The sequence below is a fragment of the Nonomuraea africana genome (assembly GCF_014873535.1).
Classification (GTDB): domain Bacteria; phylum Actinomycetota; class Actinomycetes; order Streptosporangiales; family Streptosporangiaceae; genus Nonomuraea; species Nonomuraea africana.
This window is the reverse complement of the sequence record NZ_JADBEF010000001.1, coordinates 5,578,575-5,604,899: the sequence shown is the minus strand read 5'-3', so window position 1 is coordinate 5,604,899 and position 26,325 is coordinate 5,578,575. Positions and strand designations below refer to the sequence as shown.

The 26,325-nt window shown below is 71.1% G+C and carries 28 protein-coding genes and 4 pseudogenes; 17 read left to right on the top strand and 15 right to left on the bottom strand.

Annotated elements, in window-relative coordinates:
- Positions 1 to 51: 51 nt before the first annotated feature.
- On the top strand, positions 52 to 1,932 hold the full coding sequence (locus H4W81_RS49480; protein WP_318781970.1) for a beta-galactosidase: 1,881 nt from the start codon (positions 52 to 54) through the stop codon (positions 1,930 to 1,932).
- Between the two features lie 50 nt (positions 1,933 to 1,982).
- Here H4W81_RS49480 and H4W81_RS26530 read toward each other — a convergent pair whose 3' ends face one another.
- Complete coding sequence (locus tag H4W81_RS26530; protein ID WP_192777298.1) at positions 1,983 to 2,444, bottom strand: MarR family winged helix-turn-helix transcriptional regulator; 462 nt, start codon at positions 2,442 to 2,444, stop codon at positions 1,983 to 1,985.
- An 81-nt stretch (positions 2,445 to 2,525) separates the two neighbouring features.
- Here H4W81_RS26530 and H4W81_RS26525 point away from each other — a divergent pair, with 81 nt between their 5' ends.
- Genes H4W81_RS26525 through H4W81_RS26510 form a run of 4 tightly spaced genes read left to right on the top strand, consistent with a single transcriptional unit; the run spans position 2,526 to position 6,481 of the window.
- The gene (locus H4W81_RS26525; protein ID WP_192777297.1) at positions 2,526 to 2,936 is read left to right on the top strand and encodes a DoxX family protein; all 411 of its coding nucleotides are present in this window, start codon (positions 2,526 to 2,528) and stop codon (positions 2,934 to 2,936) included.
- Between the two features lie 13 nt (positions 2,937 to 2,949).
- Positions 2,950 to 4,251: an alkaline phosphatase D family protein gene (locus H4W81_RS26520; protein WP_225958805.1), complete on the top strand. Its 1,302-nt coding sequence runs from the start codon at positions 2,950 to 2,952 to the stop codon at positions 4,249 to 4,251.
- Positions 4,252 to 4,296: 45 nt separating this feature from the next.
- Positions 4,297 to 5,805, top strand: coding sequence for a glycoside hydrolase family 3 protein (locus H4W81_RS26515; RefSeq protein ID WP_192777295.1), 1,509 nt, complete (start codon positions 4,297 to 4,299; stop codon positions 5,803 to 5,805).
- A gap of 4 nt (positions 5,806 to 5,809) precedes the next feature.
- Positions 5,810 to 6,481: a pentapeptide repeat-containing protein gene (locus tag H4W81_RS26510; RefSeq protein ID WP_192777294.1), complete on the top strand. Its 672-nt coding sequence runs from the start codon at positions 5,810 to 5,812 to the stop codon at positions 6,479 to 6,481.
- Here the strand turns inward: H4W81_RS26510 and H4W81_RS26505 are convergent.
- From H4W81_RS26505 to H4W81_RS26490, 4 genes are read right to left on the bottom strand one after another with little or no spacing between them, the layout of a single operon-like run.
- Positions 6,468 to 7,496 carry an NAD(P)H-dependent flavin oxidoreductase gene (locus tag H4W81_RS26505; protein ID WP_192777293.1) on the bottom strand — a complete coding sequence of 343 codons (1,029 nt, stop codon included), beginning with the start codon at positions 7,494 to 7,496 and terminating at the stop codon, positions 6,468 to 6,470. The genes H4W81_RS26510 and H4W81_RS26505 overlap by 14 nt on opposite strands.
- A complete protein-coding gene (locus tag H4W81_RS26500; protein WP_192777292.1) occupies positions 7,493 to 8,173 on the bottom strand; it encodes a CoA-transferase subunit beta in 681 nt (226 codons plus the stop codon). Before H4W81_RS26500 ends, H4W81_RS26505 begins: the two co-directional genes overlap by 4 nt.
- Positions 8,160 to 8,933 (bottom strand): CoA transferase subunit A, encoded by a 774-nt coding sequence (locus tag H4W81_RS26495; protein ID WP_192781057.1) that lies wholly within the window; start codon positions 8,931 to 8,933, stop codon positions 8,160 to 8,162. Before H4W81_RS26495 ends, H4W81_RS26500 begins: the two co-directional genes overlap by 14 nt.
- A gap of 8 nt (positions 8,934 to 8,941) precedes the next feature.
- Positions 8,942 to 9,673, bottom strand: a complete 732-nt coding sequence (locus H4W81_RS26490) for an enoyl-CoA hydratase family protein (RefSeq protein ID WP_192777291.1) — start codon at positions 9,671 to 9,673, stop codon at positions 8,942 to 8,944.
- A gap of 45 nt (positions 9,674 to 9,718) precedes the next feature.
- Here H4W81_RS26490 and H4W81_RS26485 point away from each other — a divergent pair.
- From H4W81_RS26485 to H4W81_RS26460, 6 genes and pseudogenes are all read left to right on the top strand, one after another.
- A pseudogene (locus H4W81_RS26485) lies at positions 9,719 to 9,838 on the top strand (SDR family NAD(P)-dependent oxidoreductase); the annotation flags it as partial.
- Positions 9,839 to 10,120: 282 nt separating this feature from the next.
- Positions 10,121 to 10,714, top strand: a complete 594-nt coding sequence (locus H4W81_RS26480) for an SDR family oxidoreductase (protein ID WP_318782516.1) — start codon at positions 10,121 to 10,123, stop codon at positions 10,712 to 10,714.
- Positions 10,698 to 11,639: pseudogene (locus tag H4W81_RS26475) on the top strand (SDR family oxidoreductase). Before H4W81_RS26480 ends, H4W81_RS26475 begins: the two are co-directional and overlap by 17 nt.
- A 103-nt stretch (positions 11,640 to 11,742) precedes the next feature.
- Entirely contained in the window at positions 11,743 to 11,943 is a 201-nt protein-coding gene (locus H4W81_RS26470; protein ID WP_192777290.1) for a hypothetical protein, read from the top strand.
- Between the two features lie 77 nt (positions 11,944 to 12,020).
- On the top strand, positions 12,021 to 12,836 hold the full coding sequence (locus H4W81_RS26465; RefSeq protein WP_192777289.1) for an ATP-grasp domain-containing protein: 816 nt from the start codon (positions 12,021 to 12,023) through the stop codon (positions 12,834 to 12,836).
- A gap of 274 nt (positions 12,837 to 13,110) precedes the next feature.
- The gene (locus tag H4W81_RS26460; RefSeq protein ID WP_225958804.1) at positions 13,111 to 13,452 is read left to right on the top strand and encodes an RNHCP domain-containing protein; all 342 of its coding nucleotides are present in this window, start codon (positions 13,111 to 13,113) and stop codon (positions 13,450 to 13,452) included.
- A 78-nt stretch (positions 13,453 to 13,530) separates the two neighbouring features.
- On the opposite strand, the gene H4W81_RS26455 is transcribed toward H4W81_RS26460, so the two are convergent.
- The gene (locus H4W81_RS26455) at positions 13,531 to 14,277 is read right to left on the bottom strand and encodes an SDR family oxidoreductase (protein WP_318781969.1); all 747 of its coding nucleotides are present in this window, start codon (positions 14,275 to 14,277) and stop codon (positions 13,531 to 13,533) included.
- 231 nt (positions 14,278 to 14,508) lie between these two features.
- Positions 14,509 to 14,832: pseudogene (locus tag H4W81_RS26450) on the bottom strand (RNA-guided endonuclease InsQ/TnpB family protein); the annotation flags it as partial.
- Positions 14,833 to 15,001: 169 nt separating this feature from the next.
- Between H4W81_RS26450 and H4W81_RS50140 the strand changes: the two are divergent.
- Positions 15,002 to 15,205: pseudogene (locus tag H4W81_RS50140) on the top strand (transposase); the annotation flags it as partial.
- Between the two features lie 117 nt (positions 15,206 to 15,322).
- Here H4W81_RS50140 and H4W81_RS26440 read toward each other — a convergent pair.
- The 5 genes from H4W81_RS26440 to H4W81_RS26420 are packed head-to-tail and all read right to left on the bottom strand — an operon-like array spanning position 15,323 to position 19,224.
- On the bottom strand, positions 15,323 to 16,363 hold the full coding sequence (locus tag H4W81_RS26440; RefSeq protein WP_192777286.1) for a hypothetical protein: 1,041 nt from the start codon (positions 16,361 to 16,363) through the stop codon (positions 15,323 to 15,325).
- Positions 16,360 to 16,716 carry a PadR family transcriptional regulator gene (locus H4W81_RS26435; RefSeq protein WP_225958803.1) on the bottom strand — a complete coding sequence of 119 codons (357 nt, stop codon included), beginning with the start codon at positions 16,714 to 16,716 and terminating at the stop codon, positions 16,360 to 16,362. Before H4W81_RS26435 ends, H4W81_RS26440 begins: the two co-directional genes overlap by 4 nt.
- Positions 16,717 to 16,745: 29 nt before the next feature.
- Positions 16,746 to 17,525: an SDR family oxidoreductase gene (locus H4W81_RS26430; protein WP_192777285.1), complete on the bottom strand. Its 780-nt coding sequence runs from the start codon at positions 17,523 to 17,525 to the stop codon at positions 16,746 to 16,748.
- Positions 17,522 to 18,643, bottom strand: coding sequence for an acyl-CoA dehydrogenase family protein (locus H4W81_RS26425; RefSeq protein WP_192777284.1), 1,122 nt, complete (start codon positions 18,641 to 18,643; stop codon positions 17,522 to 17,524). The genes H4W81_RS26430 and H4W81_RS26425 overlap by 4 nt, the downstream gene beginning before the upstream one ends.
- Positions 18,640 to 19,224: a flavin reductase family protein gene (locus tag H4W81_RS26420; RefSeq protein WP_397126294.1), complete on the bottom strand. Its 585-nt coding sequence runs from the start codon at positions 19,222 to 19,224 to the stop codon at positions 18,640 to 18,642. Before H4W81_RS26420 ends, H4W81_RS26425 begins: the two co-directional genes overlap by 4 nt.
- A gap of 115 nt (positions 19,225 to 19,339) precedes the next feature.
- Between H4W81_RS26420 and H4W81_RS26415 the strand changes: the two genes are divergently transcribed.
- Positions 19,340 to 20,479, top strand: a complete 1,140-nt coding sequence (locus tag H4W81_RS26415) for a thiolase C-terminal domain-containing protein (protein ID WP_318781968.1) — start codon at positions 19,340 to 19,342, stop codon at positions 20,477 to 20,479.
- 3 nt (positions 20,480 to 20,482) lie between these two features.
- Positions 20,483 to 20,851 (top strand): Zn-ribbon domain-containing OB-fold protein, encoded by a 369-nt coding sequence (locus H4W81_RS26410; RefSeq protein WP_192777283.1) that lies wholly within the window; start codon positions 20,483 to 20,485, stop codon positions 20,849 to 20,851.
- Between the two features lie 98 nt (positions 20,852 to 20,949).
- Here the strand turns inward: H4W81_RS26410 and H4W81_RS26405 are convergent, their stop codons facing one another.
- On the bottom strand, positions 20,950 to 21,255 hold the full coding sequence (locus H4W81_RS26405) for a hypothetical protein (RefSeq protein WP_192777282.1): 306 nt from the start codon (positions 21,253 to 21,255) through the stop codon (positions 20,950 to 20,952).
- Between the two features lie 204 nt (positions 21,256 to 21,459).
- Between H4W81_RS26405 and H4W81_RS26400 the strand changes: the two genes are divergently transcribed.
- The 3 genes from H4W81_RS26400 (at position 21,460) to H4W81_RS26390 (ending at position 23,732) form a co-directional block, all read left to right on the top strand.
- Positions 21,460 to 22,215, top strand: a complete 756-nt coding sequence (locus H4W81_RS26400; protein WP_318781967.1) for a GntR family transcriptional regulator — start codon at positions 21,460 to 21,462, stop codon at positions 22,213 to 22,215.
- 185 nt (positions 22,216 to 22,400) lie between these two features.
- The gene (locus H4W81_RS26395; protein WP_192777280.1) at positions 22,401 to 22,979 is read left to right on the top strand and encodes a GNAT family N-acetyltransferase; all 579 of its coding nucleotides are present in this window, start codon (positions 22,401 to 22,403) and stop codon (positions 22,977 to 22,979) included.
- Between the two features lie 75 nt (positions 22,980 to 23,054).
- The gene (locus H4W81_RS26390) at positions 23,055 to 23,732 is read left to right on the top strand and encodes a copper homeostasis protein CutC (RefSeq protein ID WP_192777279.1); all 678 of its coding nucleotides are present in this window, start codon (positions 23,055 to 23,057) and stop codon (positions 23,730 to 23,732) included.
- A gap of 13 nt (positions 23,733 to 23,745) precedes the next feature.
- Here the strand turns inward: H4W81_RS26390 and H4W81_RS26385 are convergent, their stop codons facing one another.
- The gene (locus tag H4W81_RS26385) at positions 23,746 to 24,891 is read right to left on the bottom strand and encodes a DUF6986 family protein (RefSeq protein WP_192777278.1); all 1,146 of its coding nucleotides are present in this window, start codon (positions 24,889 to 24,891) and stop codon (positions 23,746 to 23,748) included.
- Between the two features lie 9 nt (positions 24,892 to 24,900).
- A complete protein-coding gene (locus H4W81_RS26380) occupies positions 24,901 to 26,295 on the bottom strand; it encodes a cellulase family glycosylhydrolase (RefSeq protein WP_192777277.1) in 1,395 nt (464 codons plus the stop codon).
- Between the last annotated feature and the right edge of the window lie 30 nt (positions 26,296 to 26,325).

Here is a 26,325-nt window from a genome sequence, read left to right as displayed (position 1 = left end):
AGAAGAACGTTTTAATCCGCTGACGTCACACTTCGACGCAGAGGAGCTCACGTGATCGTCTACGGCGGCGACTGGAACCCCGAGCAGTGGCCAGAGGAGACCTGGACGGAGGACGTCGCCCTCATGCGCGAGGCGGGGGTCACCCGCGTGAGCGTCGGCATCTTCGCCTGGTCGCACCTCGAGCCCGAGGAGGGCAGGTTCGACTTCGACTGGTTCGACAGGGTCCTCGACCTGCTGGGCTCCCACGGGATCGAGGCCTGCCTCGCCACCCCCACCGCCGCCCCTCCTCCGTGGTTCGGCCACACCTATCCCGAGGCGCTGCCCGTGGACAGGGACGGGCGAAGGCTCCACCACGGCAGCAGGCAGGGCTTCTGCCCGAGCTCGCCGATCTACAGGGACAGGGCGCTGCGCATCGCGGAGAAGGTCGCCGACCGCTACCGCGACCACGAGGCCGTGGTCATGTGGCACGTGCACAACGAGTACGGCTGCCACAACGCCCGCTGCTACTGCGACGCCTCGGCGGCGGCCTTCCGCGCCTGGCTGTGTGAACGCTATCAATCGCTGGAGACGCTCAACGAGGCGTGGGGCACCGCGTTCTGGTCCCAGCGCTACTCCGACTGGGCGCAGATCCTGCCCCCGAGGGCCACGCCCACCATCACCAACCCCGCGCACGAGCTCGACTTCAAGCGCTTCTCCTCCGACGCCCTCGTCAGCCTCTACCGGGCCGAGCGCGCCCTGCTCGGACCCAAGCCGGCTACCACCAACCTGATGGCGGGCGCGCACTGGGACATGGACTGCTGGAGCTTCGCCGACGCCGTGGACGTCGTCTCCACCGACCACTACCTCATCGGCGACCACCCCCACGAGGACCTCGCCTTCGCCGCCGACTACGCCCGCTCGCTCAACGGCGGCAGGCCGTGGCTGCTGATGGAGCACTCGACGAGCGCGGTCAACTGGCAGGGCCTCAACCTGGCCAAGGACCCTGGCGAGCTGCGCCGCAACTCCCTGGCGCACCTGGCGAGGGGCGCCGACGCGATCATGTTCTTCCAGTGGCGGCAGTCGAGGGCCGGCGCGGAGAAGTGGCACTCGGCGATGCTGCCCCACGCGGGCACCGACACCAAGATCTGGCGGGAGGTCGTCGCCCTCGGCAGGGAGCTGGAGTCGCTGCGCGACGTCTCCGGCAGTACGGTCACCGCCGACGTCGCGATCCTGCTCGACCACGACAGCGTCTGGGCCCAGGACCACCCCGCCCAGCCGACGGACCGCCTGAAGCCCGTCGAGGTGATCAAGGAGTGGCACGCCGCGCTCTGGCGTGCGGGGATCACCTGCGACCTGGCCAGGCCCGAGCACGATCTGTCCGGCTACCGGCTGGTCGTGGCGCCCTCGCTCTACCTGGTCTCCGACGAGGGCGCGGCCAACCTGGAGAGCTTCGTCGCGGCGGGCGGCGTGGCGCTGGTCGGGCCGTACTCGGGGATCGTCGACCCCCACGACCGCGTCAGGCTCGGCGGCTACCCGGGCGCCTTCCGCGACCTGCTCGGGGTGAGCGTCGAGGAGTTCTTCCCGCTGACCGAGCCGATCGCGCTGACCGGGGGAGGCGTGGGCAGGATCTGGAGCGAGCAAGCCCGCCTGACCACCGCCAAGGCCCTGGACACCTACCGCGACGGCCGGCCCGCCTGGACCCGCAACGAGTGGGGCGGCGGCACCGCCCATTACGTCACCACCCTGCCCGCCGACCTGTCCCCGATCATGGCCAGGGTCTGCGAGGAGGCGGGCGTCACCCCCGCGGCCCAGGCCCCTCCGGGGGTCGAGGTCGTCCGGCGGGCGCACCCCGACGGCCGCTCCTACCTGTTCGCCGTCAACCACACCGGCGAGGACGCCGTGGTGGAGGGGGTGCCCGTCCCCGCGGGCGACGTGGTCGTCGTCCGCACCTGAACGTTCCCTCGAACGCCCTGGTACGCCACGGGGTTCCGGCAGGTGGGGAGCTACGCGGAGAGGCGCATGGCGTGTTCCGCCTTGCGCATGGCCGTGGCCATCATCCTCAGTTCCTCGGGGGTGAGGAGGTCGATCAGGAATCTGCGCACCACCTCGACGTGCCCGGGGGCGGTTTTCTCCAGGTGGCGCATGCCCTCGCCCGTGAGCACCGCGAGCACGCCCCTGTCGTCGCCCGGGCAGGTGGTGCGCTCGACCAGGCCCCGCTTCTCCAGCTGGGTGACCTGGTAGGTGAGCCCGCTCTTGGAGACCACCACCCTGCGCGCCAGCTCGGTCATCCGCATCTGGCGCTCGGGTGAGGCCGACAGGATGGCCAGGATCTCGAACTGCGGGTGCGTCAACCCCGCCGCGCTCTTCAGCTGCTCCTCGATGCGTCTGTCCAGCAGGTGGGAGGCGGTGAGGAACGCCTGCCACGCCGACATCTCCTCGGCGTCCAGCCATCGCGACTCGCTCACCTTGTCAGTCTATGAGTTGTTTGAAGTTGAACGACCGCCTATGGTAGTTGTTCAAATCCGAACAACCCAGTGAGGGAAACCATGGCTCAATCGATCGCGTTGCTGCTCGCCAGGGTGGCTGTGGGAGTGACCTTCCTCGTTCACGGCTGGATGAAGTTCACGACCATGGGCATCGCGGGGACGACGGCCTTCTTCGAGCAGATCGGCATCCCGCTGCCCGGCCTGGCCGCGCCCGCCGTCGCCGTGCTGGAGGTGGTCGGCGGCGTGGCGCTGATCGCCGGAGCGGCGCTGCCCGTGTTCGGTGTCCTGCTCGCCCTCGACATGGTGGGGGCCATCCTCTTCGTCCACCTCCCCAACGGCTTCCTGGCCGACAAGGGCGGCATCGAGTTCCCGCTGGTCCTGGGCGCGGCCAGCCTCGCGCTGGCGTTCACCGGCGGCGGCGCGCTCGCCGCCGACCGGCTCTGGCAGCGGGGCAGGACGAGCGTCGCCTGAATAGCATCGGAGGATGCCGAATCCGTTCACTCTGGGAGTCGCGTCAGGTGAGCCCTTACCGGATGGCGTGATCCTCTGGACCCGGCTGACCGGTCTGTCCCGCCCTGTCGAGGTGCACTGGCAGATGGCCGAGGACGACCGGTTCGCCAGGGTCGTCCGGCAGGGCGCCGTGCGGGCCCAGCCGGCCTGGGCGCACAGCGTCCATGTGAAGGTCGAGGGGCTGCGTCCGGCGACCGACTACTTCTACCGGTTCAGGTCGGGCGGCGAGCTCAGCCCCGCCGGCCGTACCAGAACGGCCCCCGGCCCGGCCTCCACGCAGCCGGTCAGGTTCGCCGCCGCCAACTGCCAGCGCTTCGAGCACGGCTGGTACACCGCGTACCGGCACCTGGCCGACGAGCGTCCCGACGTGGTCTTCCACCTCGGCGACTACATCTACGAGTACGGCAGGCCCGCCCACGGCGTACGCCGCGTCGACCCCGCCGACGAGACCACCACGCTGGCCGGATACCGCGCCCGCTACGCCCGCTACAAGAGCGATCCCGACCTGCAGGCCGCCCACGCCGCCGCCCCCTGGGTGCCGACCTGGGACGACCACGAGGTGATGGACAACTACCAGGGGCGCGGCGACGGCTCCGACCGCTTCCTCAGGCGCAGGGCCGCCGCCTACCAGGCCTACTACGAGCACATGCCGCTGCGCGTGCGCCCGCGCGACGGCGGGCTGCAGATGTACCGCAGGCGCACCTACGGCGCGATCGCCGACTTCATGGTCCTGGACGTGCGGCAGTACCGCGGCGCGGGCACCATGCTCGGCGCCGAGCAGGAGTCGTGGCTGCTGGCCAGGATGGCGGTCACGCCGGTCAGGTGGCGGGTGCTGGTCCAGCCGCTCTTCTTCACCAGGCGGTTCGTCCCGGGTCCCCCGCCCAACCTGCGCAAGGACTCATGGGACGGCCGGCCGGAGCAACGCGCCCGCCTGCTCGCCGCCGTCCCGCAGAACCTGGTCGTGCTCAGCGGCGACGTGCACAACGCGTGGGCGGGCGACATCGTCACCGGCACGGGCCAGACGGTCGGCGCCGAGTTCGTCGGCTCGGCGATCAGCAGCAACCCGCCGGTCACCGATGGTCCCGGAGTGCTCGCGGCCAACCCGCATCTGCGCTACTTCGACGCCCACCGCGGCTACCTGTCGGGCACGGCGAGCGCCACCGACTTCCGCGTCGCCTTCAGGGGAGTGGACTTCGTCGACAGGAAGGGCGCGCCCGTTCGCACACTCGCCGAGTTCGTCACGGAGGGCCGCGGAATCAGACGCGTTGACGTCTGAAAATGCCTCTAGAAAATAGGAAACTTTCCTATTAGATTTCGGGTCATGCCCAAGCCTGGCCGCGACTTGCTTCGCCTTGCCGACTCCGTCATCCTTCCGGGTTTCGTGGGGACGGCGCCCCCCGACTGGCTCCGCCGCCGTCTGTCGGCGGGCCTGGCTGGGGTGGTGCTCTTCTCCCGCAACATCGCGGGCCCCGCCCAGGTGGCCGAGTTGACGGCGGCGCTGCGCGCGGAGAACCCCTCGGCGGTGGTGGGCGTGGACGAGGAGTCGGGCGAGGTGACCAGGCTCGAGGTCGCCAAGGGCAGCAGCCGTCCAGGCAATTACGCGCTGGGCGTGGTGGACGACGTCGCGCTCACCGAGGAGCTCGCCCGCGACCTCGGAAGGGACCTCGCGGCGGCGGGCATCACGATCGACTTCGCGCCCTCGGCAGACGTGAACTCCAACCCGGGCAACCCGGTCATCGGCCTGCGCGCGTTCGGCGCTGACCCCGAGCTGGTCGCCAGGCACACCAGGGCCTTCGTCCGAGGAATGCAGACCACGGGCGTCGCCGCGTGCGCCAAGCACTTCCCCGGCCACGGCGACACCACCGTCGACTCCCATCACGGGGTACCGGTGGTGGCGGGGGAGATCGAGAAGCATCTGCGCCCTTTTCGCGCGGCCATCGAAGAGGGTGTCCTGTCCGTCATGACGGGACACCTGCTCGTCCCCCGCTACGACCCCGCGACCCCCGCCACGCTCAGCCCGCACGTGCTGACCGCGCTGCTCCGTGACGAGCTGGGCTTCGAGGGCGTGATCATCACCGACGGGATCGAGATGGCCGCCGTCTCCGGCGCGTACGGCGTCGGCGGCGCCTCGGCGATGGCCATCGCCGCCGGGGCCGACGCGATCTGCGTGGGCGGCGAACGGTCGGACGAGGCGACGGCCGTCGAGGTGCGCGACGCGATCGCGCGGGCGGTGATGGAGGGCAGGCTGCCGGAGGAGCGGCTGGCCGACGCCGCCCGCCGTGTCACCGGCCTCGGCGCCTGGTCGGCCGCGGCCCGCGCGGCCCGGCCGCGGGCCGCCGCGGAAGGCGACCTGGCGCGGGTGGAGGGAGAGATCGGGCTCATCGCCGCCAGGCGGGCCGTCAGGGTCACCCGCAGGACCGCCGCGGCCGTCCTGCCGATCACCGTGGCCCCGCAGGTCGTCGAGTTCGCCCCCGAGATGAACCTGGCCATCGACAAGGGCACCCCGTGGGGCGTCGGCGAGCCGCTGAGCAAGCTGCTGCCGGGAACGACCGTCACCCGGCTCGTCGCCGAGGAGTCACGCGCCGCCGTACTGGAGGATCTGCTCAAGGCGGCGGCCGACCGGCCACTGGTGATCGTCGCCCGCGACGCGCACCGCTACCCGTGGCAGTCCGAGGCGATCGGCCACCTGCTCAGCGCGCGCGGCGACGTCGTGGTGGTGGAGATGGGCCTGCCCGAGCGGTCCGACCTCGGCGCCGTTCATATCGCCACGTACGGCTCGGCCCGCGTCTGCGGGCAGGCCGCCGCCGAGGTGATCACGGGTACCCTCTGAGGTCGTGAACTTCGACGGCGAGGACCTCTCAGGCACATCACTGACCGAGCGACTGAAGGGGGACGAGCCGCACGTCTTCCGCGAGTGCGACCTCACCGACACCGATCTCTGGGGAGCGTCGCTGGCGGGGGCCAGATTCGAGTCGTGCGTGCTGGAGGGGACCGACTTCCGCAAAGCCGACCTCGACGGCGCGGTGTTCTCCGGCGGCGGCGGGCTGCGGGCCAGGTTCACCGACGCCGACCTGCTCGACGCCGTCTTCACCGACGTCGACCTGTCGTCCGCGCACTTCGGCGGCGCGCTGATGACCGACGCCTCGTTCACCGGCTGCCGGATGATCGGCGCCTCGCTCACCGGATCAAGGGGGACCGGCTTCCGTCTCTCCCGGTCCAACCTGATCATGGCCAACCTGGGCGGCTGCACGCTGCGCGGCCAAGTGCTCGACGGCATCAGGTTCGACGACGCAGACCTGTCGGGCTGCGACTTCACCGAGGCGGTCTTCAGTGACTGCCGGCTGACCGGCACCAAGGTGCTGCGGGCCGTGTTCGCCAAGGCCGACCTGCGCGGCGCCGATCTCGGCGAGCCCGACGACGCCAAGGTGCGCGCCTTCGCCGGCGCGGTCATCAACCAGGCGCAGGCCAACGCCATCCTCGGCGCGCGCGGCCTCACGGTGGTGTGAGCCGCTCCAGCGTCCGCTCCGCCTCGGCCATGATCCTGGCGATCAGCTCCTCGCACGTGGGCAGGTCGTCGAGCACGCCGACCACCTGCCCCGAGGCCATGACACCGAGGTCGGTGCGGCCTTCTATCATGGCGGCCCGCAGCAGCACGGGGGTGTTGGCCGCCTGCAGCACCTGGGCCCAGGACAGATCCCTGCCCTTCCGCATCCTGCGGCCCTCGCCGATCAGCTGCGCCCAGGTCAGCCCCGACAGCCGTTTGAAACGGGCGCCGTTGACCACCGCGCGCAGCAGCCTGGTGCGTTCGAGCGAGGCGACGAACGGCGTGGCCAGCACGCGGTGCGGCACGCCGTCCACCTTGCGGGTCACCAGGGTGTCGGTGGAGTCGAGGTAGATCTGCTTGACCGCGTCGGGCACGGGGGAGTCCTGGGTGAGCAGGAAGCGCGTGCCCATGGCGATGCCCGCCGCGCCGTACGCCATGGCCGCCACCAGGCCGCGGCCGTCGAAGAAGCCGCCCGCGGCGACGACCGGGATGTCGACGGAGTCGACGACCTGGGGCAGGAGCAGCGTGGTGGGCATCGGACCGGTGTGGCCGCCGCCCTCGCCGCCCTGCACGATCACCGCGTCCGCGCCCCAGGCCGCGACCTTCTCCGCGTGGCGGCGCGCGCCGACGGAGGGGATGGTGACCACGCCCGCCTCCTTCAGCCGTGCGATGAGCTCCTGACGGGGCGCCAGCGCGAAGGAGGCCACCCGGACGCCCTCGCGGATCAGCACCTCGACCCGCTCCGCGGCGTCGGCCGCGTCGGAGCGGAGGTTGACGCCGAAGGGCTGGTCGGTGCGCTCCTTCACCTCGCGGATCGCCGTCGTCATCTGCTCGACGGACATGGTCGCGGCGGCGATGACGCCCAGCCCTCCCGCGCGGGAGGTGGCCGCGGCCAGGCGGGCGCCCGCCACGTAGCCCATGCCGGTCTGCACGATCGGATGGCGGCAGCCGACGAGGTCGGTGAGCGCGGTCCTCACATCGCCTCGCGCAGGTTGCCGGGGTCCAGCGCCTCCAGGACGCGCAGCTCCTCCTCGGTGGGGCCGCGGGTGGTGGGCACGTCGGGGGGGATCACCAGCTCGAAGCCCGTCGCCGCCACCACCTCCTCGACCGTGACTCCCGGATGGACCGAGGCCAGCCGCATCGAGCCGTCCGGCGTGCGCAGGTCGAGCACCGCCAGGTCGGTCACCACCCGGCGCAGCAGCGGCCCGCCCACCCCCGAGACCAGGTCCACCCGCTCGACGAAGACGCGCCGCGAGTGGCGGGGGATCCAGTAGCTCGTGGGGCAGCAGACCGTGTTCCCCGGCGCCCCCCGCACCCCGAGGAGCTGCGCCTTCGGCCGCTCCCATGCGCCGATGCAGGAGATGTTGGTGTTGCCGAACCTGTCGATCTGCGACGCGCCCATGAACACGTGCCGCCTGCCGGTCAGCACCAGCCACAGGTGGTCGCGGAAGGGCAGCCAGCCCTCCGTCACCTGGGGATCGTCGCCCGTCAGGTGGCAGACCCCGTCGGTGGTCAGCAGGTCAGGCTCGAACGTCATCCTGGCCAGCCGCGCCCCCAGCGTCGTGATCGGCCCGCCGATCCCCGCCGCCAGGATCTCCCCGTCGCCCCTGAACGCCTCTGCGCAGGCGACGACGCACACATCAGCCCTGCTCATCGTGGTACTCCCGCCATGGAGTCGTCGCGTAACGGCGCTGCTCGGCCTCGTCCCTGCCGTAGTCGGGCTCGCACGAGGTGAACCCGGCCCCGCCCGGCGCCTCGACCACGCCCGTGACGAACGTCCTGCTGATCAGCAGCGACTGGACCGGCCCCTCCTTCAGCAGGTCCGCGCTGTCCACGAGCCGTTCGCAGGAGACGTAACAGCTCGTGGCGGCCTTGGCGTACAGGTCGTCGAAGTAGGGATCGGGGCCGAGGTACTGCGCGTTGCCCCGCCGGTCGGCCCTGTTGAGGTGCACCAGAGCCACGTCCATCGTCAGCGCGGGGACCGCGACCAGATCCTCCTCGGTGTACGGCGAGCGCACCGTCCGCAGCCCCGGGTTGACCCGCATGACGTCGGAGCCGAGCCCCGCCCTCGTCGGCAGGAACGGCAGCCGGTGCGCGGCGGCGAGCAGGCCGAACATGAACATGCCCTCGTCGTACTCCGCGAACTCGATCGCGCCGCCCTGCCGCGCGGCCCTGAAGTGCGGCTCCAGCGGGATGGTGTCGAGCGTGACGAAAGGGGCGACCACCTTGCGCACCTTGCCCGCCGCGCACAGCATGCCGACGTCGGCACCGCCGTACGAGATGATCGTCAGATCGGTCACGGGCGTGTCGAGCAGGGCCCTGATCAGGGCCATCGGCTTGCGGCGCGAGCCCCAGCCGCCGACGCCGACGGTCATCCCGCTCTCGATCCGGGCCGCGACCTCGGCGGCCGTCATGACCTTGCTCACCGCAGGAACCTCTCCCTGTGCTCGTCGCCCGCGCCCACGAGGTTGAGCTCGAAGGTGAGGCCCTGCTCGAAGCGGTAACTGCGCTTGACGTCCACGGGGTCGATGCCGTTGAGCGACTCCTTGGCCCGGCGGATCACGTAGGGGTCCTTCTCGGCGATCACCTCGGCGACGGCGAGCGCCGCCTCGCGCAGCTTGTCGCGCGGGGTCACCTCGAGCACCGAGCCGAACGCGTGCAGCTCGTGGGCGGTGACGTTCCTGCATGTGTAGACCATGGCGCGCATGAGGTGCTGCGGCACCAGCCTGGCCAGGTGCGTCGCCGCGCCCAGCGCGCCCCTGTCCACCTCGGGCAGCCCGAAGTAGGCGTCCTGGCTGGCGACCACGATGTCCGCGTTGCCCACGAGGCCGACCCCGCCGCCCAGGCAGAACCCGTGCACCGCGGCCACCACGGGCACCTCGCAGTCGTAGACGGCGGCGAAGGCCCGGTAGCAGCCCTTGTTCGCCTCGACCAGCGCGGTGTGGCCCGCCGTCGCCTGCATCTCCTTGATGTCGACGCCCGCGTTGAACCCGCGACCCTCCGCTCGCAGCACCACGGCCCTGGTCGCGGGGTCCTGTCCGGCGGCCTGTACGGCGAGGGCGAGGTCGTGCCAGTCGCGCACGCGCAGGGCGTTGACCGGGGGGACGTCGACGACCACCTCGGCGATCGGTCCGGAGTGCGTCGTGATGGGCATGGCGCTCCTGTCGATACCTAACGCTTGCTTGGTACCGTAGCATCCGTGATCGCCTTCGACTACACCGGCAAGGTCGTCCTGGTGACGGGTGGGACCAAGGGGCTCGGGAGGGGAATCGCCCGCGCGTTCCTGTCCGCGGGCGCCACCGTGATCGTCTGCGCCCGCACCCCACCGGAGACCCCTGTCACCGCTCGACTCCACGGGTCCGGCGCCCTCTTCCCCACTCAACCCCCGCTCCCAGGACCCTCCGATGGCCGCCTCCGCTCAGAAGGGGCCGCATCGCTCAGGCCACCTCCACCCGAAGGGTTGGCGACACCCCCGCCACCTCGGCCGGAAGGCGGCGCTCTCCTTGGGGATGGCGCGCGCGGCGGAATGGAGACCCCTGGGGTTGGGGGGTCCCGGGGGACCGGTGGTGGGTCGGCCGGGGTTGGCGAGGGTGCGGAGCGGGTGGCGCGGTTCGTGCGGGCCGACGTGCGCGACCCCGACGACCTGGAGCGGCTCTTCGGCGGCCTGGAGCGCCTCGACGTGCTGGTCAACAACGCGGGCGGCGCGCCGTACGCCATGGTCGCGGGAACCTCGCCCCGCCTGCACGCCCGCGTCATCGAGCTCAACCTCACCGCCCCCCTCCTGGCCGCCCAGCGCGCCCACCCGCTGCTCTCCGCCGCCCAAGGGACGGTGATCATGATCGGCAGCACCAGCGGTACCCGTCCCTCGCCCGGCACCACCGCCTACGGCGCCGCCAAGGCGGGACTGCACCACCTGGCCGCCTGCCTGGCCGCCGAGTGGGCTCCCGACGTCAGGGTGAACACGGTCGTCGTCGGCCTGGCCGAGACGGAGAACGCGACCGAGCACTACGGGGACCGGTCCGAGCTGATGAGCGCCACCATCCCCGCGGGTCGGATGGCCAGGCCGTCCGACGTGGGCGAGGTCTGCCTGTGGCTGGCGGGCTCGGGCTACGTGACGGGCGCGCAGATTCTCCTGCACGGAGGCGGCGAGACCCCTGCCTGGAAGTGGGTCGCATCTGATGAAATCTCCGGATAACCAAGGCGCAGGAGGCCGTGTGACAGGGATCTGCGAAGGCCGAGTCGTGATCGTGACGGGGGCGGGCCGCGGCATCGGGAGGGAACACGCGCTGGAGTTCGCCAGGCAGGGCGCCAAGGTGGTCGTCAACGACCTCGGCACGGCGCGCGACGGCGGCGGCCGCTCGGGCGGGCCCGCCCTCGCGGTGGCCGAGAAGATCGAGGCGCTCGGCGGCCACGCGGTGGCCAACTGCGACGACGTGGCCGACTGGGACGGCGCCGCCCGGCTGGTGAAGATGGCCGTCAGCGCGTACGGCAGGCTCGACGTGCTGGTCAACAACGCCGGGTTCCTGCGCGACAGGATGCTCGTCTCCATGACGGAGCACGAGTGGGACGAGGTCATCAGGGTCCACCTGAAGGGCCACTTCCTCCCGCTACGGCACGCCGCCGCCCACTGGCGCGAGCGTTCCAAGGCGGGCGAGCGGGTGGCGGCCAGGGTGATCAACACCTCCTCGGGCGCGGGGCTGCTCGGGAGCGTCGGCCAGGGCAACTACGCGGCGGCCAAGGGCGGCATCGCCACGCTCACCCAGGTCGCGGCCGCCGAGCTGGCCCGCTACGGGGTGACGGTCAACGCGGTCGCCCCCGCCGCCAGGACCCGGATGACCTAGGAGGTGTTCGCCGGCGCCATGTCCAGGCCCGAGAGCGGCTTCGACCCCATGGATCCGGCGAACGTGGCCCCGCTGGTCGCCTGGCTCGGCTCGACGCGGTCGGGGCACGTGACGGGCCGGGTCTTCGAGGTGGAGGGCGGACGGATCTCCCTGGCCACCGGCTGGACCCATGGTCCCGGCGTGGACCGTGGGGCCCGCTGGGAACCGGCCGACGTGGGTGACGCGGTCGCCAGGCTCCTGGAGGAGGCGCCCGCTCCTGAGCCCGTCTACGGAGCGTGAAGGGCGCAGAATAATCTTCTGATTACTCACTGCTACCTATTCGCCACCCTCGGTTATATGTTGCGTCACCGGAATCGTCGTCCCCGCCGCCGGCGCCACCCTCATGAGCGCGCCGGCCGGCGCCGACACCCACACCCACAACAGCAGCAGCAACAGCGAGGCGTCGCAGTCCGGCAACAACTTCGGCAACGTGTTCGCGGGGAACGTGGGCGGGAGCCGGGCGACCAACGTCAACAACATCAACGGCAACGCCGTCACCGGCACCAACGGGAGCTGGGTCGGCGTCAGGGTCGCGGTCGACTAGTCAGCCCCGCTGAGCGTGCGAGCCGGGTCGTCGCAGGCCCGGCTCGCGCCTTTTGTCCGGCAACGTACGATCCTGAGATGACTATCTGTGCCTATGTGACGTTCGATGACCGCGACGACCACGACGACGAGCGGGAGCTCGTTCTCGGCGCATGGCGTGCGGCGGGCATCGAGGGCAAGGCGGTCTCATGGGACGATCCCGAGATCGACTGGAGCGTGTTCGACGCCGCCGTGATCCGTTCGGTGTGGGACTACGTCGGCAGGCGAACCGAGTTCGTGGGCTGGGCCCATCGGGCGGCGAGCGTGACGAAGCTGCTCAACCCGGCGGCCGTCATCGAGTCCAACACCGACAAGACCTACCTGCGTGAGCTGGGCGTGCCGATCGTGCCGACCCACTGGTCCTCCAGTGACCTGCCGCGGTGGGACGAGTACGTCGTCAAGCCCGCGATCTCCGCAGGCGCCAGGGACACGATCAGGACCATCGACCGGGCCGCCGCCGAGGCGCACGCCGCGAGGCTCGAGTCCGAGGGCCGCACGCCGATGGTCCAGCCGTACCTCGACATGGTGGAGACCGAGGGCGAGACCTCGCTGCTCTACTTCAACAGGACCTTCAGCCACGCCGTACGGCGCAACGCGATGTTGGCCCCTGGTCAGACGCTCGCCGACAACGCCCGCGCCGAGCTGCGCACGCCCGCCCCCGACCAGTTCGAGCTGGCCGAGAAGGTGCTCGCGGAGATCGGGGGCGACCTGCTGTACGCCAGGGTCGACCTGGTCAGGCTGGCCGACGGCAGCCCCGCGCTGATCGAGCTCGAGTTGACCGAGCCCTACCTGTTCCTGCGCTACAGCGAAGGCGCGGCGGATCGCCTGGCCAGGGCGCTGGGCCAGCTCCTCTGAGGCCAGGACCCAGGCACGGCGGCGCCATCAGTGCACTCCACGAGGCGTAAGCGCTCGACCGGAGAAAACCCGTTGCGGCGAACGGGACGGATTGGTTGACTGCGGGCACGAGCACTCGAAGGGGGAATGTTGATGCCCGCGGGCCCCGAGGTCGCCGTCGTGCGCCCTCGTGCGGAATCACGCCCCCGCCGGAGCATCCGGCGGGGCTGACTCCGCCTGGCGTGGTGGCGGCCCAGGTGGTCCCGTCCGTCATCGCCTCGAAGGTGTTACTCCCTTGCCTCGTCAGAGCTCGTTCCGCTGTGTCCACTGCCGCCTCGACGTCCCCATGGACGCTCCCGGCACCCGCCACCGCAACCACTGCCCGACCTGCCTGTGGTCGCGCCACGTCGACCGCACGCCCGGCGACCGCGCCGCCGACTGCTCCGCGGGGATGGCGCCGATCGCCATCCACGTACGGCAGGGCGGCGAATGGCAGATCATCCATCGCTGCACCTTCTGCGGCGAACTGGACGCCAACCGCATCGCCGGTGACGACAACCCGCTCACCCTGATGCGCCTGGCCGTCGCGCCCCTCGCCCAGCCCCCTTTCCCCCTCGACTGGTTCGCCCGCCTGTGACACGCCCGCCCGCGACGTCATGGATCTCGACCCGCCTGTGGGGGTGAGCAGCCTCGATTGGCCGGTTCGTCCGTGTCGTCAGGCGGTGATTCCGCCGTCTACGGGGATCACCGTGCCGGTCAGGTAGGCCCCCGCGCGCGAGGACAGGAAGATCGCCGCTCCGGCCATGTCGTCGGGGCGGCCGATCCTGCCCAGCGGCACGCCGCCCGCGACCAGCTCGCGGGTGGCGGGGTCGTCCAGCGCGAAGGCCATCATCTTCGACTCGAACGGCCCGGGCGCGATCGCGTTCACCGTGATGTGCTCGGGTGCGAGCTGCCTGGCCAGGTGCCTGGTCAGCATGTGCACGCCCGCCTTGGCCGCCGAGTAGGCGTAGTTCTCCATCGAGGGCACCCTGATGCCGTCCACAGAGCCGATGTTGATCACCCTGGCCGGGTCGTCGGGGGTGGCCGCGGCGCGCAGCCGGGGGAGCAGGCGCTGGGTCAGATAGAAGACGCCCTTGACGTTGATGCCCCACAGCTTGTCGAAGGCGTGCTCCGGATACTCCTCCAGCGGCGCGCCCCAGGTCGCCCCCGCGTTGTTGACCAGCACGTGCAGCGGCCCCTCGACCGCCTCGGCCAGCGCGCCGACGCCTTCGGGCGTCGACAGGTCGGCGGGCACGGCGACGCACCCCAGCTCGGCGGCGGCCTTCTCGACCTCGGCCGTCTTGCGGGCGGAGATGTAGACAGTGGCGCCCGCCGCGACGAACCCGGCCGCGATCATCCGCCCGATGCCCCTGGAGCCGCCGGTGACGACGACCGTCTTGCCTTCCACGGAGAACAGACTCATATTCTGGAGCATGCCATACCGACCGGTCGGTCGCCATAGCCAGAACCCGCCCCTCTCTGCACAGGCTCCGGCGCCTGGAGATGGGACCGTCTTCTGGGCGGGTCGCGGGAGCTCCGGGAGGAAACGGGCTTCTCGGCGGGTCGCTACAGGACTGGGATGCGGCCGTTTGTCAGCTTCTCGGCCCTGAAGGGACCGAGCTTGCAGCTCCTCGCCGTCGATGGGTTCGACGGTTCAGGCCGCGTCGTCGGCAGCGTGACTCACTGCCCAGCCCGCCACCCCGCGTGAGGCGATGTTGCGGGCCGCGTTGACGTCGGCGTGCTCAGCGAAGCCGCACGACGTGCAGAGGAAGGTTTCCTGGTCGGGCCGGTTCTTCTTGTCCACATGTCCGCAGGTCGAGCAGGCTTGCGAGGTGTATGCCGGATCGACATACACCACGGCGACCCCGGCGCGGGCGGCCTTGTAGGCGATGAAGCTTCCCAATTGGTGGAAGCTCCAGGAGTGCAGTGTGACCCGCTGGGGCCTGCGAAGCCGTACCCGGTCACGGATACCGCCCAAAAGTGCTGGCGCGGGGTCTTCACCGACGAACTGACGAACTACCGCGCCGCTGCGAAGAAATCATGATCGAGGTATGTAAAGTCGCCCCGTCGATCCTGGTCAACAGCCTCAAGAGCGTCTCGGCCCGACTCCTGCGCAAGGAGTTCGCTCCCATGTCCGCGAGTATGGTGGCGGCGGCCACTTCTGGTCCCCGTCCTCCTTCACCGCCTCCTGCGGCGGCGCACCGGTGAGCATCATCAAGGAGTACATCGAGAACAAGAAATGCCCGGGCCGACGACCAGACATTCACAAACCCCACGACCGGAAAGCGACTCCTCCCGTGTGTGAACGCCCGGGTTCCTCGCTAAATAGCGCTGAACTTGCGCTGCAATAAGGAGAGCGAGTCACGCTCGATCGAGGGGCCGAACTCGGCCAGCAGGACATCGAGCAGGTGGGACGCGCGGCTCTGTGACGCCATACCTCGCACAGTAGGCCGCGCGTCCCCGCTCGACTAGGCGGGATGTCCCTGGTCGGCCCCCGAGAGGGCGCCGAGGCGCGGGAGCGCGCGCATGGCCGCGGCGCTGAGCGCCACGGCGAGGACGGCGAGCGCGGCGGCCTGGGCGAACATGGTGATGGTCAGTGCCTGGACCCCGTCTCCTTCGGCGCCGATGTAGCCGAAGGGCACTCTCATCGCGATCAGCGGCGCTGCGGCGATGGCCAGGGCCAGCAGGAGGGCGGGGTTGGCACGCCTTGTCAGGCACACCACCCCGGCCACCAGGAGCGCGGCGGTGGCCACGCCCTGCGGGTCCAGCCACGGGACCAGCCATCCCAGATTCTCGGCGGGTGAGTCCGCGACGCGCGGCCCGACGGTCAGGGCGAGCGCCTGGTAGAGCACGGCCACCCCCAGGGGCGCCGCGGTCAGCGGCGTGGAGGCCCGCACCGGCGGCGCGTCCTCGTGGTAGGCGGTCAGCAGCGCCACGACCGGCAGGGCGGTGGCGAACAGGAATGCGAGGGTGCTCCAGTCGAGGGTCTCGGGCCACAGCAGCGCGCTGACGGCGGCCGTGAGCACGAAGGCGGCAAGGCCTGTTACCGCGAGCACCTTGGCGGGCCGCAGCCTGGCCAGCGCGAGCATGGCGAACGCCGCCGCCCACACCAGGCCCTGCGCGATCCACACGGTGGTCCATACCCACTGCGCGTCGGCGGTGGTGACGTACTCGGGCGTCGGCTCCGCCAGGCCCAAGGCGGCGACCTGCGCGGCCAGGCTGTCCCAGGCCAGCGCGGCGTGGTAGCCGAGCCCGAGCAGTGCGAACAGCCGGACTGCGTCGCCCGTCACCCTGGCGCGGGGCGGGGCGCCGAGGCCGCCGATCCTGGTCTTGACCGCCAGCCCGGCGACGGAGGCGATCTCCGACAGGCTGGGTCTGACGTTGTCCTCGTCGCGGACGCCCTCCGCGGCGTCGAGGAAGGCGTCGACCATCTCCTCCTCGCGCTCGGCCCGGTAGGAGGCGGGCAGCATCCGCAGGACGAAGCGGTAGCGCTGTTCGAGCAGGCTCATGCGGCGCCTCCGGCGACCGAGGGGCGGGTGGAGACGGCGCCCCGGCGGGCGCTCAGTCGTTCGGTGGCGGTCTGCAGGGTTCCCGACAGCCTGGCCACCTCCGTCTGCAGGGCGCGTTCGCCCGAGTCGGTGAGGCGGTAGTAGCGGCGCAGCCGGCCCGACTGCACCTCCTCGCGGTCGAGGGCGACGAGGCCCTCGGCGGCCAGCCGGTCGAGCACGCCGTAGAGCGTGCCGATCTTGAGCTGGACCTTCCCGTCGGACAGCCGCTCGACCTCCTGGACGATCCCGTAGCCGTGGCGCGGCTCGTCCACCAGGGCGGTCAGAGCCAGGAACATGGGCTCCGTCATATTCATGAGTTCACTATACCCTGCGAGACAGGATATCAGGCGCGCTGGCTCGAAACCGAGATGACCTCTCCGGTCATGTAGCCGGAGTAGTCGCTGGCCAGGAAGACGATCACGTTGGCCACCTCCCACGGCTCGGCGGCCCTGCCGAACGCCTCCCTGCCCGCCAGCTCGTCCAGCACCTCCGAGGTGGTGACCTTGGCGAGGAACGGGTGCATGGCGAGCGAGGGCGCGACCGCGTTGATCCTGATCCCGTGCTCGGCCGCCTCCAGCGCGGCGCACCTGGTCAGCGCCATGACCCCGGCCTTGGCCGCCGCGTAGTGCGACTGCCCGCGCTGGGCTCGCCAGCCGATCACCGAGGCGTTGTTGACGATCACGCCGGAGCCCTGCGGGACCATGTGCCGCAGGGCGGCACGAGTGCAGCGCATCGTTCCCGTCAGCGTCACGTCGAGCACCGCGTGCCACTGCTCGTCGGTCATCTCGCTCAGCTCCGCCGTACCGCCGAGGCCGGCGTTGTTGACGAGCACGTCGAGGCGCCCGTGCGCCTCGAGCGCCGCCTCGAACAGCGCGCGCACCTGCGCCTCCGAGGTCACGTCGCACGGTACGGCCAGCGGCTTGACCCCCGTCAGCTCCGCGAGCGCCTCGGCCGCCTCGGCCAGGCGGCGTTCGTGCCGGTCGGAGATGACGATCGTCGCGCCCTCCTCCGCGCAGCGCCTGGCGGTCGCGTAGCCGATGCCGGTGCCCGCCGCGGCCGTCACGAGCGTGACGCGGCCGTCGAGCAGGCCGTGTGAGCGGGGGTAGGGGGGCTGCGGGCTCATCGCGGCTCCGTCCTCGGCTCTCGGGGCAGTCCGAGCGCCCGCTCGGCGATGATGTTGAGCTGGATCTCGCTCGAGCCCGCGTAGATGGTGTCCGCGCGGCTGAACAGGTAGAGGCGTTGCAGGTCGTCCAGCTCGCCCACCAGGCCCTCCTTGCCGAGCACGTCCTGGGCCAGCTCGCCGAGGCGCTGGTGCCAGCGCGACCAGTAGAGCTTGGCGATCGTCGGCTCGGTGTCGGGGCGCAGCGCGTTGAGCCGCATGATCCGCAGCTCCAGCCACGAGCGGGCCAGGCGGTCCCTGACCAGCGGGTCGCCGAAGGCGCCCGTCCGCTTCGCGGTCGCGATCACCTTGGACAGCTCGCGCTGGAAGCCGACCTGCTGGCCCAGGGTGGAGACGCCGCGCTCGTAGCCGAGCGTGGCCATCGCCACCCGCCAGCCCTCGCCGCGCGCGCCCAGGATGTTCTGCGCGGCCGTCCTGGCGCCGTCGAAGAAGACCTCGTTGAACTCCGCGGTGCCGGTGAGCTGCTTGATCGGCCGCACCTCGACGCCCGCCTGGCGCATCGGGACCAGCAGGTACGACAGCCCATGGTGCCGCTTCGAGCCCGCCTCGGTACGGCACAACACGAAGCACCAGTCGGCCACGTGGGCCAGCGACGTCCACACCTTCTGGCCGGTGACCACCCACTCGCCGTCGTCGAGCACCGCCCTGGTCTGCACACCGGCCAGGTCGGAGCCCGCCTCCGGCTCGGAGTAGCCCTGGCACCACAGCTCGTCGCCGCGCTGGATCGGCGGCAGGAAGCGGTCCTTCTGCTCCTGGGTGCCGAAGTCGAGGATGGTCGGGCCGATCAGCCCCTCGCCGATGTGGCCGACACGGGCCGGGGCGTCGGCCCTGGCGTACTCCTCGTGGAAGGCGATCTGGTCCTCGAGGGAGGCGGCGCGGCCGCCGTACTCCTTCGGCCAGCCGAGACAGGTCCAGCCCGCCCTGCCCAGGTGGCGCTCCCACGCGTGCCGTATGTCGTGGCCCTCGTGCTCGCGGCCGGGGCCGCCGAGCCCGCGGGCGTGCGCGAACTCGCCGGTCAGCGCGGACTCCAGCCAAGCCCTCGCCTCGTGCCTGAGCGTCATGAGGTGAAGCGTCCGTATCCGCCGCGGTAGAACACCAGCGGACCGCCGTCGGCGTGCGCGTCGAGCTGGTGGACCCTGGCGACGACGATCACGTGGTCGCCCGCGGGGTGCTCGGCCTCGATCGAGCACTCGAGCCAGGCCAGCGCCCCTTCCAGCAGCGGGTTGCCGCCGGGGGAGCGGGTCCACGACAGCCCGGCGAACTTGTCGCCGCCCTTGGCCGCCAGCTGCGCGCACACCGGCTGCTGGTGCTCGGCGAGCACGTTGACCGTCACCGTTTTGGCCGCCCTGAGCCTGGGCCAGCTGGTGCTGGTATGGGCGACGCAGAAGGCGACCAGTGGCGGGTCGAGGGAGACCGAGGTGAAGGAGTTGGCGGCCAGCCCCGCGGGTTCGCCCGTGTCGGGGTCGAGGGCGGTGATGGCCACGACGCCGGTGGCGAACCTGCTCAGCACCGACCTGAAGCGCCGTCCCTCCAGATGGCCGTTACCGTGCATCGCGGCTCCGTTGACGGTGTGGTGCGGGACGACAGGCGGCCTGCCGTCACAGCTGTCCGCCACTATCAGCCGGGCGGCGTGTGTGCTCATGGGCGCCTCCTGTCCACCACTGTAGCTTACCAAGCGCTTGCTTGGACGGTAGGCGTCATTCCGGGAAGGTGTCAACCGCGTTGACAGCCTTCCCGGCGCCGCATAGCGTCGGGGCGTGGCCAAGCGCTTGCTTGATTTTCGGGACGCCACCGCCCTCGCGGGCATCGGCTACACGTCCTTCTCCAAGGACTCGGGCGTCAGCACGCTCACTCTCGCCTGCCGGGCGATCATGAGCGCGCTCGACGACGCGGGGCTCGGCCCCGACGACGTGGACGGCATCGCCACACACCGGGTCGGCGACTCGGCTGCGCCCTCGCTGGTCGGCCCCGCGCTCGGGATCCACGCGCCCGCCTGGCATCTCGACCAGTTCGGCGGCGGCAGCGTCTCGCACGCGATCGTAGGGCAGGCGGCGCTGGCGGTGGCGGCGGGGATCGCCGACGTGGTCGTGTGCTACCGCGCGATCAACGCGCGCTCCGAGTTCCGCATGGGCTCCGCGCCCAACCCGAGCCCGGAGACGCAGTACCTCGCCCCCTACGGCTACGGCGCGCCGGTGCAGCAGTTCGCGATGTACGCCCGCACACACATGCTGAAATATGGCACAAAAGCGGAACATTTTGGGCAGGTGGCGGTCGCGCAACGCGCCTACGCGGCACGGAACCCGCGCGCGCTCATGCGCCGGCCGATCACCATGTCCGACTATCTCGCCAGCCGCCCGATCGCCGAGCCGCTGCGCCTGCTCGACTGCTGCCTGGAGACCGACGGCGCGGTCGCGGTGGTGGTGACCACCGCCGAACGCGCGAGAGACCTGCGCCGCCCGCCCGTGCTGATCTCCGGAGCGGCGTGGGGCGGCGGCGACTCCTTCCTGTCCCCGGGCGAGCCGACCGTCACCGCGGCCGCCGCCCTCGCCCCTCGCCTGTACGGCATGGCGGGCGTGGGCCCCGCCGACATCGACGTCGCCGAGCTCTACGACTGCTTCACCTACTCGGTGATCGTCCAGCTGGAGGACTACGGGTTCTGCGCCAAGGGGGAGGGCGGCCCGTTCGCGGCCTCGGGAGAGGGTCCGCCGGTCAACACGCATGGCGGGTTCCTGTCGGAGGGATACGTGCACGGGCTCAACCACGTCGCCGAGGCGGTCTCCCAGCTGCGCGGCGACGCGGGCGAGCGGCAGGTCGCGGGCGCGGAGGTGGCGCTGTCCACCGCCCAGCCCGGACACATCCTGCCGGCCACGTCGGCGCTGATCCTGCGGAGGGGATGAGCCGTGGACAGGGACTCGGCCGAGTGGTGGGAGCTGGTGGCCAAGGGGGTGCTGGCCGTGCAGCGGTGCGACTCTTGCGGGCTGGCGCGCTTCCCTGCGCGGGCGTTCTGCGCCGCCTGCCGTACCGAGGGGTGGTCGTGGGCGCGGCTGGCGCCGCTCGGGGTGGTGGAGAGCTGGATCGTGAGCCACTGGCGCGCGCCGGAGCCGTTCACCGTGGTGCGGGTGCGGCCGGCCGAGGCGCCGGGATGCGTGATGTACGGGACGTGGCGCGGGGAGCGGGAGCCGCGCCAGGGTGAGCGGGTGGTCCCGCTCTTCACCGATCAGCCGTCGATCGAGTGGCGGCCGGCGGACGCGAGCGGCTCCGACGCCTGAGGCGAGGGGAGAGCGCGCCCTGGCGGGCGTGGGGGACCCGCCAGGACGCGCCTCCGTCCCGTGCGCGTCGACCCAGGACCCCGGCGAGGGATGGGGTCCTAAGCCGAGTGCTCGCGCACGGAGTCAGTGAGGGCGTGACCGTCTGCAGTTGGATGCCGATAGCGCTCGGCGATGCGGTGTGCCGCGCCTACCGGATCGTCGATCGGGTGGGTGACGGTCGATCCCTCCTCGTTCCAGACGAACGAACCGTCCTTGCACCACACGGTCAACTCGGTCAGTACGGAAAGCACGGACATGCCATTCCCATTGCTCTGGTAGGTGTGGGTGAACCCCTGGCGGTGCAACGCGTAACGCAGTAGACGTGTTGCCTCGCGGGGGTCGTGCCAGGGCAGGTAGCTTCGCAAGCTCGCTTGCTTCGCATAGCTTCGCAAGCTCGCTTGCTTCGCATACGGCGTACCCGCGCGGACCGGCAACACCGGCCGTCACCCCCTCGCCCGACCTTTCGATGGATTTGTACCAACGAATGGATGATGGGGCTGTCAAGGCCGTGCGGTCAAGGGGTTGTAGCTAGTCAGAACCAGATCGTCTAAATTGTTGGAACAAAAGGGGTGAAAGTGGCACGGTCGTCGCTGTATCAGCAGGTGGCTTCGGATCTGCGAAGGGCCATCTACTCCGGCGACCTCGGCCCCGGGGCGCAATTGCCCACAGAAGCGACTCTTCAGGACAAATACGGAGTAAGTCGCAATACCGTCAGACTGGCCCTTGGTGAACTGGTGAACGAGGGCCTCGTCACGCGTGCCCCCCGGCGCGGCACGGTCGTGCGGGACCGCAGGCCGTTGCTGATGTACCCGCAGCGGGAGCTCGCCCCGCAGCCGACCGGCGAAGTGCGCGAGGCCTTCGCCTACGCCGTCTCCCAGGAGGGGCGCGAGCCGAGCCAGCTGATCGAGGTGCAGATCGTCAGCCCGGTCGAGGAGATCGCCAGCCGCCTGGAGCTCAGCGACGCCGACCTGGCCGTCGTGCGGCGGCGGCTGAGGTTCGTCGACGGCCAGCCCTACAACACCAACGACTCCTACTTCCCCAGGGACATCGTCCGCGGCTCGGAGATCGAGCAGCCCGGCGACATCGCCCGAGGGGCGAACAGGGTGCTCGAAGAGCTCGGCCACGGGCAGGTGCGGGTGGTCGACGACATCATGGCGCGGATGCCGAACCAGGCCGAGGCCGAGCGCCTCCAGCTGGAGCTCGGGACCCCGGTCGTGGTCTACATCAGGGTCGGCTACGACAGCGGCGACACGCCCGTGCGCGTGGCGGTGTCGGTGCTCCCCGCCGACAAGCACTTGATCCGTTACGAGCTCGGTCTCCGCTAGAACCGGCTCGCTTGGGGGTGATCCCTGCCATGGGGCGCGGGTCATCGGCCCGTGCTGGGCACTAGGGACTCGTGCATACTCCCCCAAATTGCATTTACCCCGCAATATCGGCACGAAAGCCGTGCGCCACCACGTGTGCACTCTCCGTGTTCACTCCGTCACCCACTGGAACGAAGGGCAGAAGCATGCACTCCAACACCCTCCTTCACCCTCTGACCCTCAGGCGTGCCGTACCCGCCGACCTCCCAGAAGTTCTCTCCCTCCTCGCCGACACCTCCGAGTGGCTGCACCGGCAGGGCGTACGACAGTGGCCGCGCGGCGGCTTCGGCCCCGAGCGGATCGAGCCCCTGATCGAGGAGCAGGTCCTCTACGTGCTGGAAGGCGACTTCGGTGCGACCGTCGCGACGATCGCGCTCGACGGGCACGCCGACCCGGAGTTCTGGACTCCCGCCGACGAGCCCGGCGCGGCCCTCTACGTGCACAAGCTCGCCGTCTCCCGCGCCGCCTCGGGGACCGGGCTCGGTGACGCGCTGCTCGACTGGGCCGGCGCGAGCGTCGCGGCCGCCGGGCTCGACTGGCTCAGGCTCGACTGCGCCAAGGACAACGCGCGCCTGCAGCAGTACTACCGGCGCCGCGGTTTCCGCCACCTCCGCACGGTGGACCTGCCGCACCGGGCCTCGGGCGCGCTGTTCCAGCGGCCCGCGCTGCTGCGCACCGGCACCGCAGACGACCTGTTCCGAACAGCGGATCTTGTCAACGCCTGACATGGTTTGTCAGATATGACCCACTGCCCTCCTCTCTGCCGGGAGGAGGGTGGAATAGGCGATAACCTCGGATTCATGACCGGATCCTTGCTCGAGGTGATCGCGCTCGACGTGCGCGACGCCGTGGCCGCAGAACAGGGCGGCGCCGACCGCCTGGAGGTCGTCGCCGACATGGCGGCCGACGGGCTCAGCCCCGCGACGGAGACGGTCGCCGCGATCGCCAGGGAGTGCCGGCTTCCCCAGATGGTGATGCTGCGCACCGAGGCGAACTTCGGCGCCGACTCCGTCGACAAGCTGAGCTCCCAGGTGAAGGAGCTGGCCGAGGCGGGGGCGGCGGGCTTCGTGTTCGGTTTCCTCGACGCCGACGGCGCCGTGGACCTCGCCGCCACCGAGACGCTGATCCACGCGGTCTCGCCGCTGCCGTGGACCTTTCACCGGGCCGTCGACCACGCCGCCGACATCCAGGCGTCGTGGCGGGCGGTGCGGCTGCTGCCCAACCTGGCCACCGTGCTGACCGCCGGCTCGCCCACCGGCGTCGCCGACGGCCTGCCCGTGCTCAAGGCCCGCGCCGAGGCGGGCGACGCGGGGCTGATCCTCGCCGGCGGCGGCCTGCGGCTGCGCCACATCCCGACCCTGCTCGACTACGGCGTGCGCGCCTTCCACGTCGGCAGCGCGGTCCGCGAATCGTGGACCACCCCGGTCGACACCCGCCAGGTCTCCCAGTGGCGCGCCCTGATCGACCGCGACGTCTGAGAACGCCGCCCGGTCAGCCGAGGGCGGAGTCGGCGCGGCGCAGCGCGGCGACGAGGGTCTTGATCGTCGCGGGCTCGTCCATCACGCCGCCGCCGGCCTCGCGGCTCTCCTCCCATGCCCTGACCCTGGCCGCGTAGGAGTCGTAGCGCTCCAGGTGGAAGGCGTAGACGGCGGCGAAGCGGGAGACCAGGTGCGAGGGATGCATGTCCCAGCCCTGGTAGAAGCCGTGCGCGAGCGAGTGCCGCACCAGGCCGGCGTGCCTGCGCCACAGCGCGTGGACGTCCCGCGCCGACCCCGAGGCGGGCGAGGCGGCCAGCGAGCCGTCGGACAGCTCCACACCCGTCCCCGCGAAGGCGGTCTGCATGGCGTGCCTGGCGTGGTCGCAGGCCGGATGGTCAAGGCGCTGCTCGTGCGGGGGCAGGCCGATCGCGGCGGTGTAGTCGAAGACGCCGAAGTGGGCGGCCGCGAGCCGCCCGCCCAGTGACTCGGCCAGGTCCGTGCGCAGGAACCGCACGGTCTGCGGCGCCTCCACCTGGATCTCGAACCGCAGCGGCGCCCGGAGGCCGAGGACGCTCTCCAGCTCGGCCAGCACCCCGGCGAACTGTCCCAGGTACTCCTCCATGAGCACCTTCGGGAAGGTGACCGTGAATCCGGGCGGCAGCGTGCCGGTCCTGGCGACCAGCTCGGTGAGGAAGAGCTCCAGCGTGCGGACGGAACGGGCCGGGTCGCCGTCGGCGAACGACTTGACCCGCAGCCCCCACCTGCGGGGCAGCCGTCCCTCGCCGTGCAGGACGGCCAGCGCCGCGCCCGCGGCCACCGCGTCGCCGTCCTCGGCGTCCGGGCGCACGCCGTAGCCGTCCTCGAAGTCGACGCGCAGGTCCTCGACGGGCTCGGCGGCCAGCTTGGCGGCGACACGCGCGTGCACCCCGGCCGCGAGCTCCTCAGGGAGTTCGAACACCTCCGCCAGGGCGGCGGTGTCGGGCAGGTGCGTCTTCATCAGGTCGAGGGCCTGGCCGCCCCACGTCGAAGGCGTCGAGGAGGAGAACCTGTCGGCGGGCACGTAGACCGTGTGGACGGGTTGCCAGCCCGGCTCCCGCGCGGGAAAACGGTCCTGCTGGATCCGGTGGACGTCCTCGAAACCGTCGACGGTGATGCGCATCGTCACACGCTACCGAGGAGTGACGGTCATGGTCACGGCGGTGCCCGGACGGGCGCCGACGGCCACGCTGAGCAGCCCGTCGCGCTGCGCCGTCACGGCGGCGCGGGCGCCGGTGACCTTGACCCGCGCGCCGCGGGGGAAGAACTCCCTCGGCACGGAGATCTCGGTCGGCGCGTGCACGCCGCGCCTGGTGGTGTAGGTGAGCTTGAGCGTCCTGGAGACCGGGTCGTACGACTCGCTGACCGGCAGGCCGGCCACCCTGCGGGCGTAGGCGCCGAGGGCTGGCTCGGCGCCCGGTGCGGCGGCGCCGTCGGCGTCGAGCTGGCAGTAACCGCCGCCGGCGCTCCTGCACCAATAGAACATCGCCCATCCGCTCGCGAAGCGGTCCATGGCGGCGACCGAGCCGGCGATCAGCTGACGGTTGCCCGGCAGACGGCTGTTGGGCGGTCCCCACTCGCCGACGACCACGGGCATCTCATTGGCCCTGGGGTACTGGCCGATGGCGGCCTCGTAGCGCTCGATGAAGCCGCTGGAGGGATCCCAGTCGCCGCCCGCCTCGACGCTGGTGGAGTACATGTGCGGCGCGTAGCCGACCCTGGGGTCGTCGAAGCGGGGCAGCTGGGTCGGTACGCCCTCGCCGACCAGCACGGTCGGCTCCACGAAGATCCACGACTTCCTGTCGACGGCCCTGATCCCCGCGATCAGGCGGCGGTACATGTCGGCCAGCTGTGTGCGCTCGATCCGGCCCGAGGCGGTGACCAGGTCCTCGCCCTCGAGGAAGCGCCCGAACGGCTCGTTGAACAGGTCGTAGCCGAGCAGCGAGCGGTGACCGGCGACCCTGGCCGCCAGCGTCTGCCACATCTCGACCTGCTCGGCCCGCAGGTCGGCGTCCTCGTAGAGGTGCTCGAAGGCGGCCATCACGGCGGGCTGGAAGTAGTCCTGGAACCAGTCGTCGGGGTTGCGCTCGAACGGCAGGCCGTCGTCACGGGTGGCCCACTCGGGGATGCCGTTGTGCCCGCCGAACTTCGGGCCGTAGACGTCCTGGTGCATGTCGATCATGACCTCCAGGCCGTGGCGGTCGGCCCAGCCCAGGACGCGGTCGACGTAGCCGAGGTACTCCTCGTCGTAGACGTCCTTCTGCGGCTCGATGTACTGCCACTGGACGATCAGTCGCAGGAAGTTGAGCCCGTTGCCCGCCATCGCCGCGACGTCGGCCTCGGTGACCCTGTCGCCCGGCCACTTGCCCGCGTTGAACCCGCGCAGCTTGAGCACCCGGCCCTGCATGTCGGTGAAGTAGGTGCGGCCGTCGGCGGTGATCTTCCCGATCGAGGGGACGGCGGCCTCGGCCGGCACGGACGCGGCGAGGAGGACGGCGGACGCGGCGAGGGCGAGTAAGCGGCGCATGATGGAACCTAACCCGAAGATCCATCAAAA

Coding starts and splice junctions, on each gene's coding strand:
- H4W81_RS26470 (WP_192777290.1), top strand. CDS start 11,743: ATGAGCGCGCCGGCCGGCGCCGACACCCACACCCACAACAGCAGCAGC.
- H4W81_RS26465 (WP_192777289.1), top strand. CDS start 12,021: ATGACTATCTGTGCCTATGTGACGTTCGATGACCGCGACGACCACGAC.
- H4W81_RS26440 (WP_192777286.1), bottom strand. CDS start 16,363: ATGAGCCTGCTCGAACAGCGCTACCGCTTCGTCCTGCGGATGCTGCCC.
- H4W81_RS26395 (WP_192777280.1), top strand. CDS start 22,401: ATGCACTCCAACACCCTCCTTCACCCTCTGACCCTCAGGCGTGCCGTA.
- H4W81_RS26420 (WP_397126294.1), bottom strand. CDS start 19,224: ATGAGCACACACGCCGCCCGGCTGATAGTGGCGGACAGCTGTGACGGC.
- H4W81_RS26380 (WP_192777277.1), bottom strand. CDS start 26,295: ATGCGCCGCTTACTCGCCCTCGCCGCGTCCGCCGTCCTCCTCGCCGCG.
- H4W81_RS26490 (WP_192777291.1), bottom strand. CDS start 9,673: ATGCCCATCACGACGCACTCCGGACCGATCGCCGAGGTGGTCGTCGAC.
- H4W81_RS26390 (WP_192777279.1), top strand. CDS start 23,055: ATGACCGGATCCTTGCTCGAGGTGATCGCGCTCGACGTGCGCGACGCC.
- H4W81_RS26520 (WP_225958805.1), top strand. CDS start 2,950: ATGCCGAATCCGTTCACTCTGGGAGTCGCGTCAGGTGAGCCCTTACCG.
- H4W81_RS26525 (WP_192777297.1), top strand. CDS start 2,526: ATGGCTCAATCGATCGCGTTGCTGCTCGCCAGGGTGGCTGTGGGAGTG.
- H4W81_RS26430 (WP_192777285.1), bottom strand. CDS start 17,525: ATGAGCCCGCAGCCCCCCTACCCCCGCTCACACGGCCTGCTCGACGGC.
- H4W81_RS26435 (WP_225958803.1), bottom strand. CDS start 16,716: ATGAATATGACGGAGCCCATGTTCCTGGCTCTGACCGCCCTGGTGGAC.
- H4W81_RS26495 (WP_192781057.1), bottom strand. CDS start 8,933: ATGACGGCCGCCGAGGTCGCGGCCCGGATCGAGAGCGGGATGACCGTC.
- H4W81_RS26385 (WP_192777278.1), bottom strand. CDS start 24,891: ATGCGCATCACCGTCGACGGTTTCGAGGACGTCCACCGGATCCAGCAG.
- H4W81_RS26455 (WP_318781969.1), bottom strand. CDS start 14,277: ATGAGTCTGTTCTCCGTGGAAGGCAAGACGGTCGTCGTCACCGGCGGC.
- H4W81_RS26425 (WP_192777284.1), bottom strand. CDS start 18,643: ATGACGCTCAGGCACGAGGCGAGGGCTTGGCTGGAGTCCGCGCTGACC.
- H4W81_RS26500 (WP_192777292.1), bottom strand. CDS start 8,173: ATGAGCAGGGCTGATGTGTGCGTCGTCGCCTGCGCAGAGGCGTTCAGG.
- H4W81_RS26515 (WP_192777295.1), top strand. CDS start 4,297: ATGCCCAAGCCTGGCCGCGACTTGCTTCGCCTTGCCGACTCCGTCATC.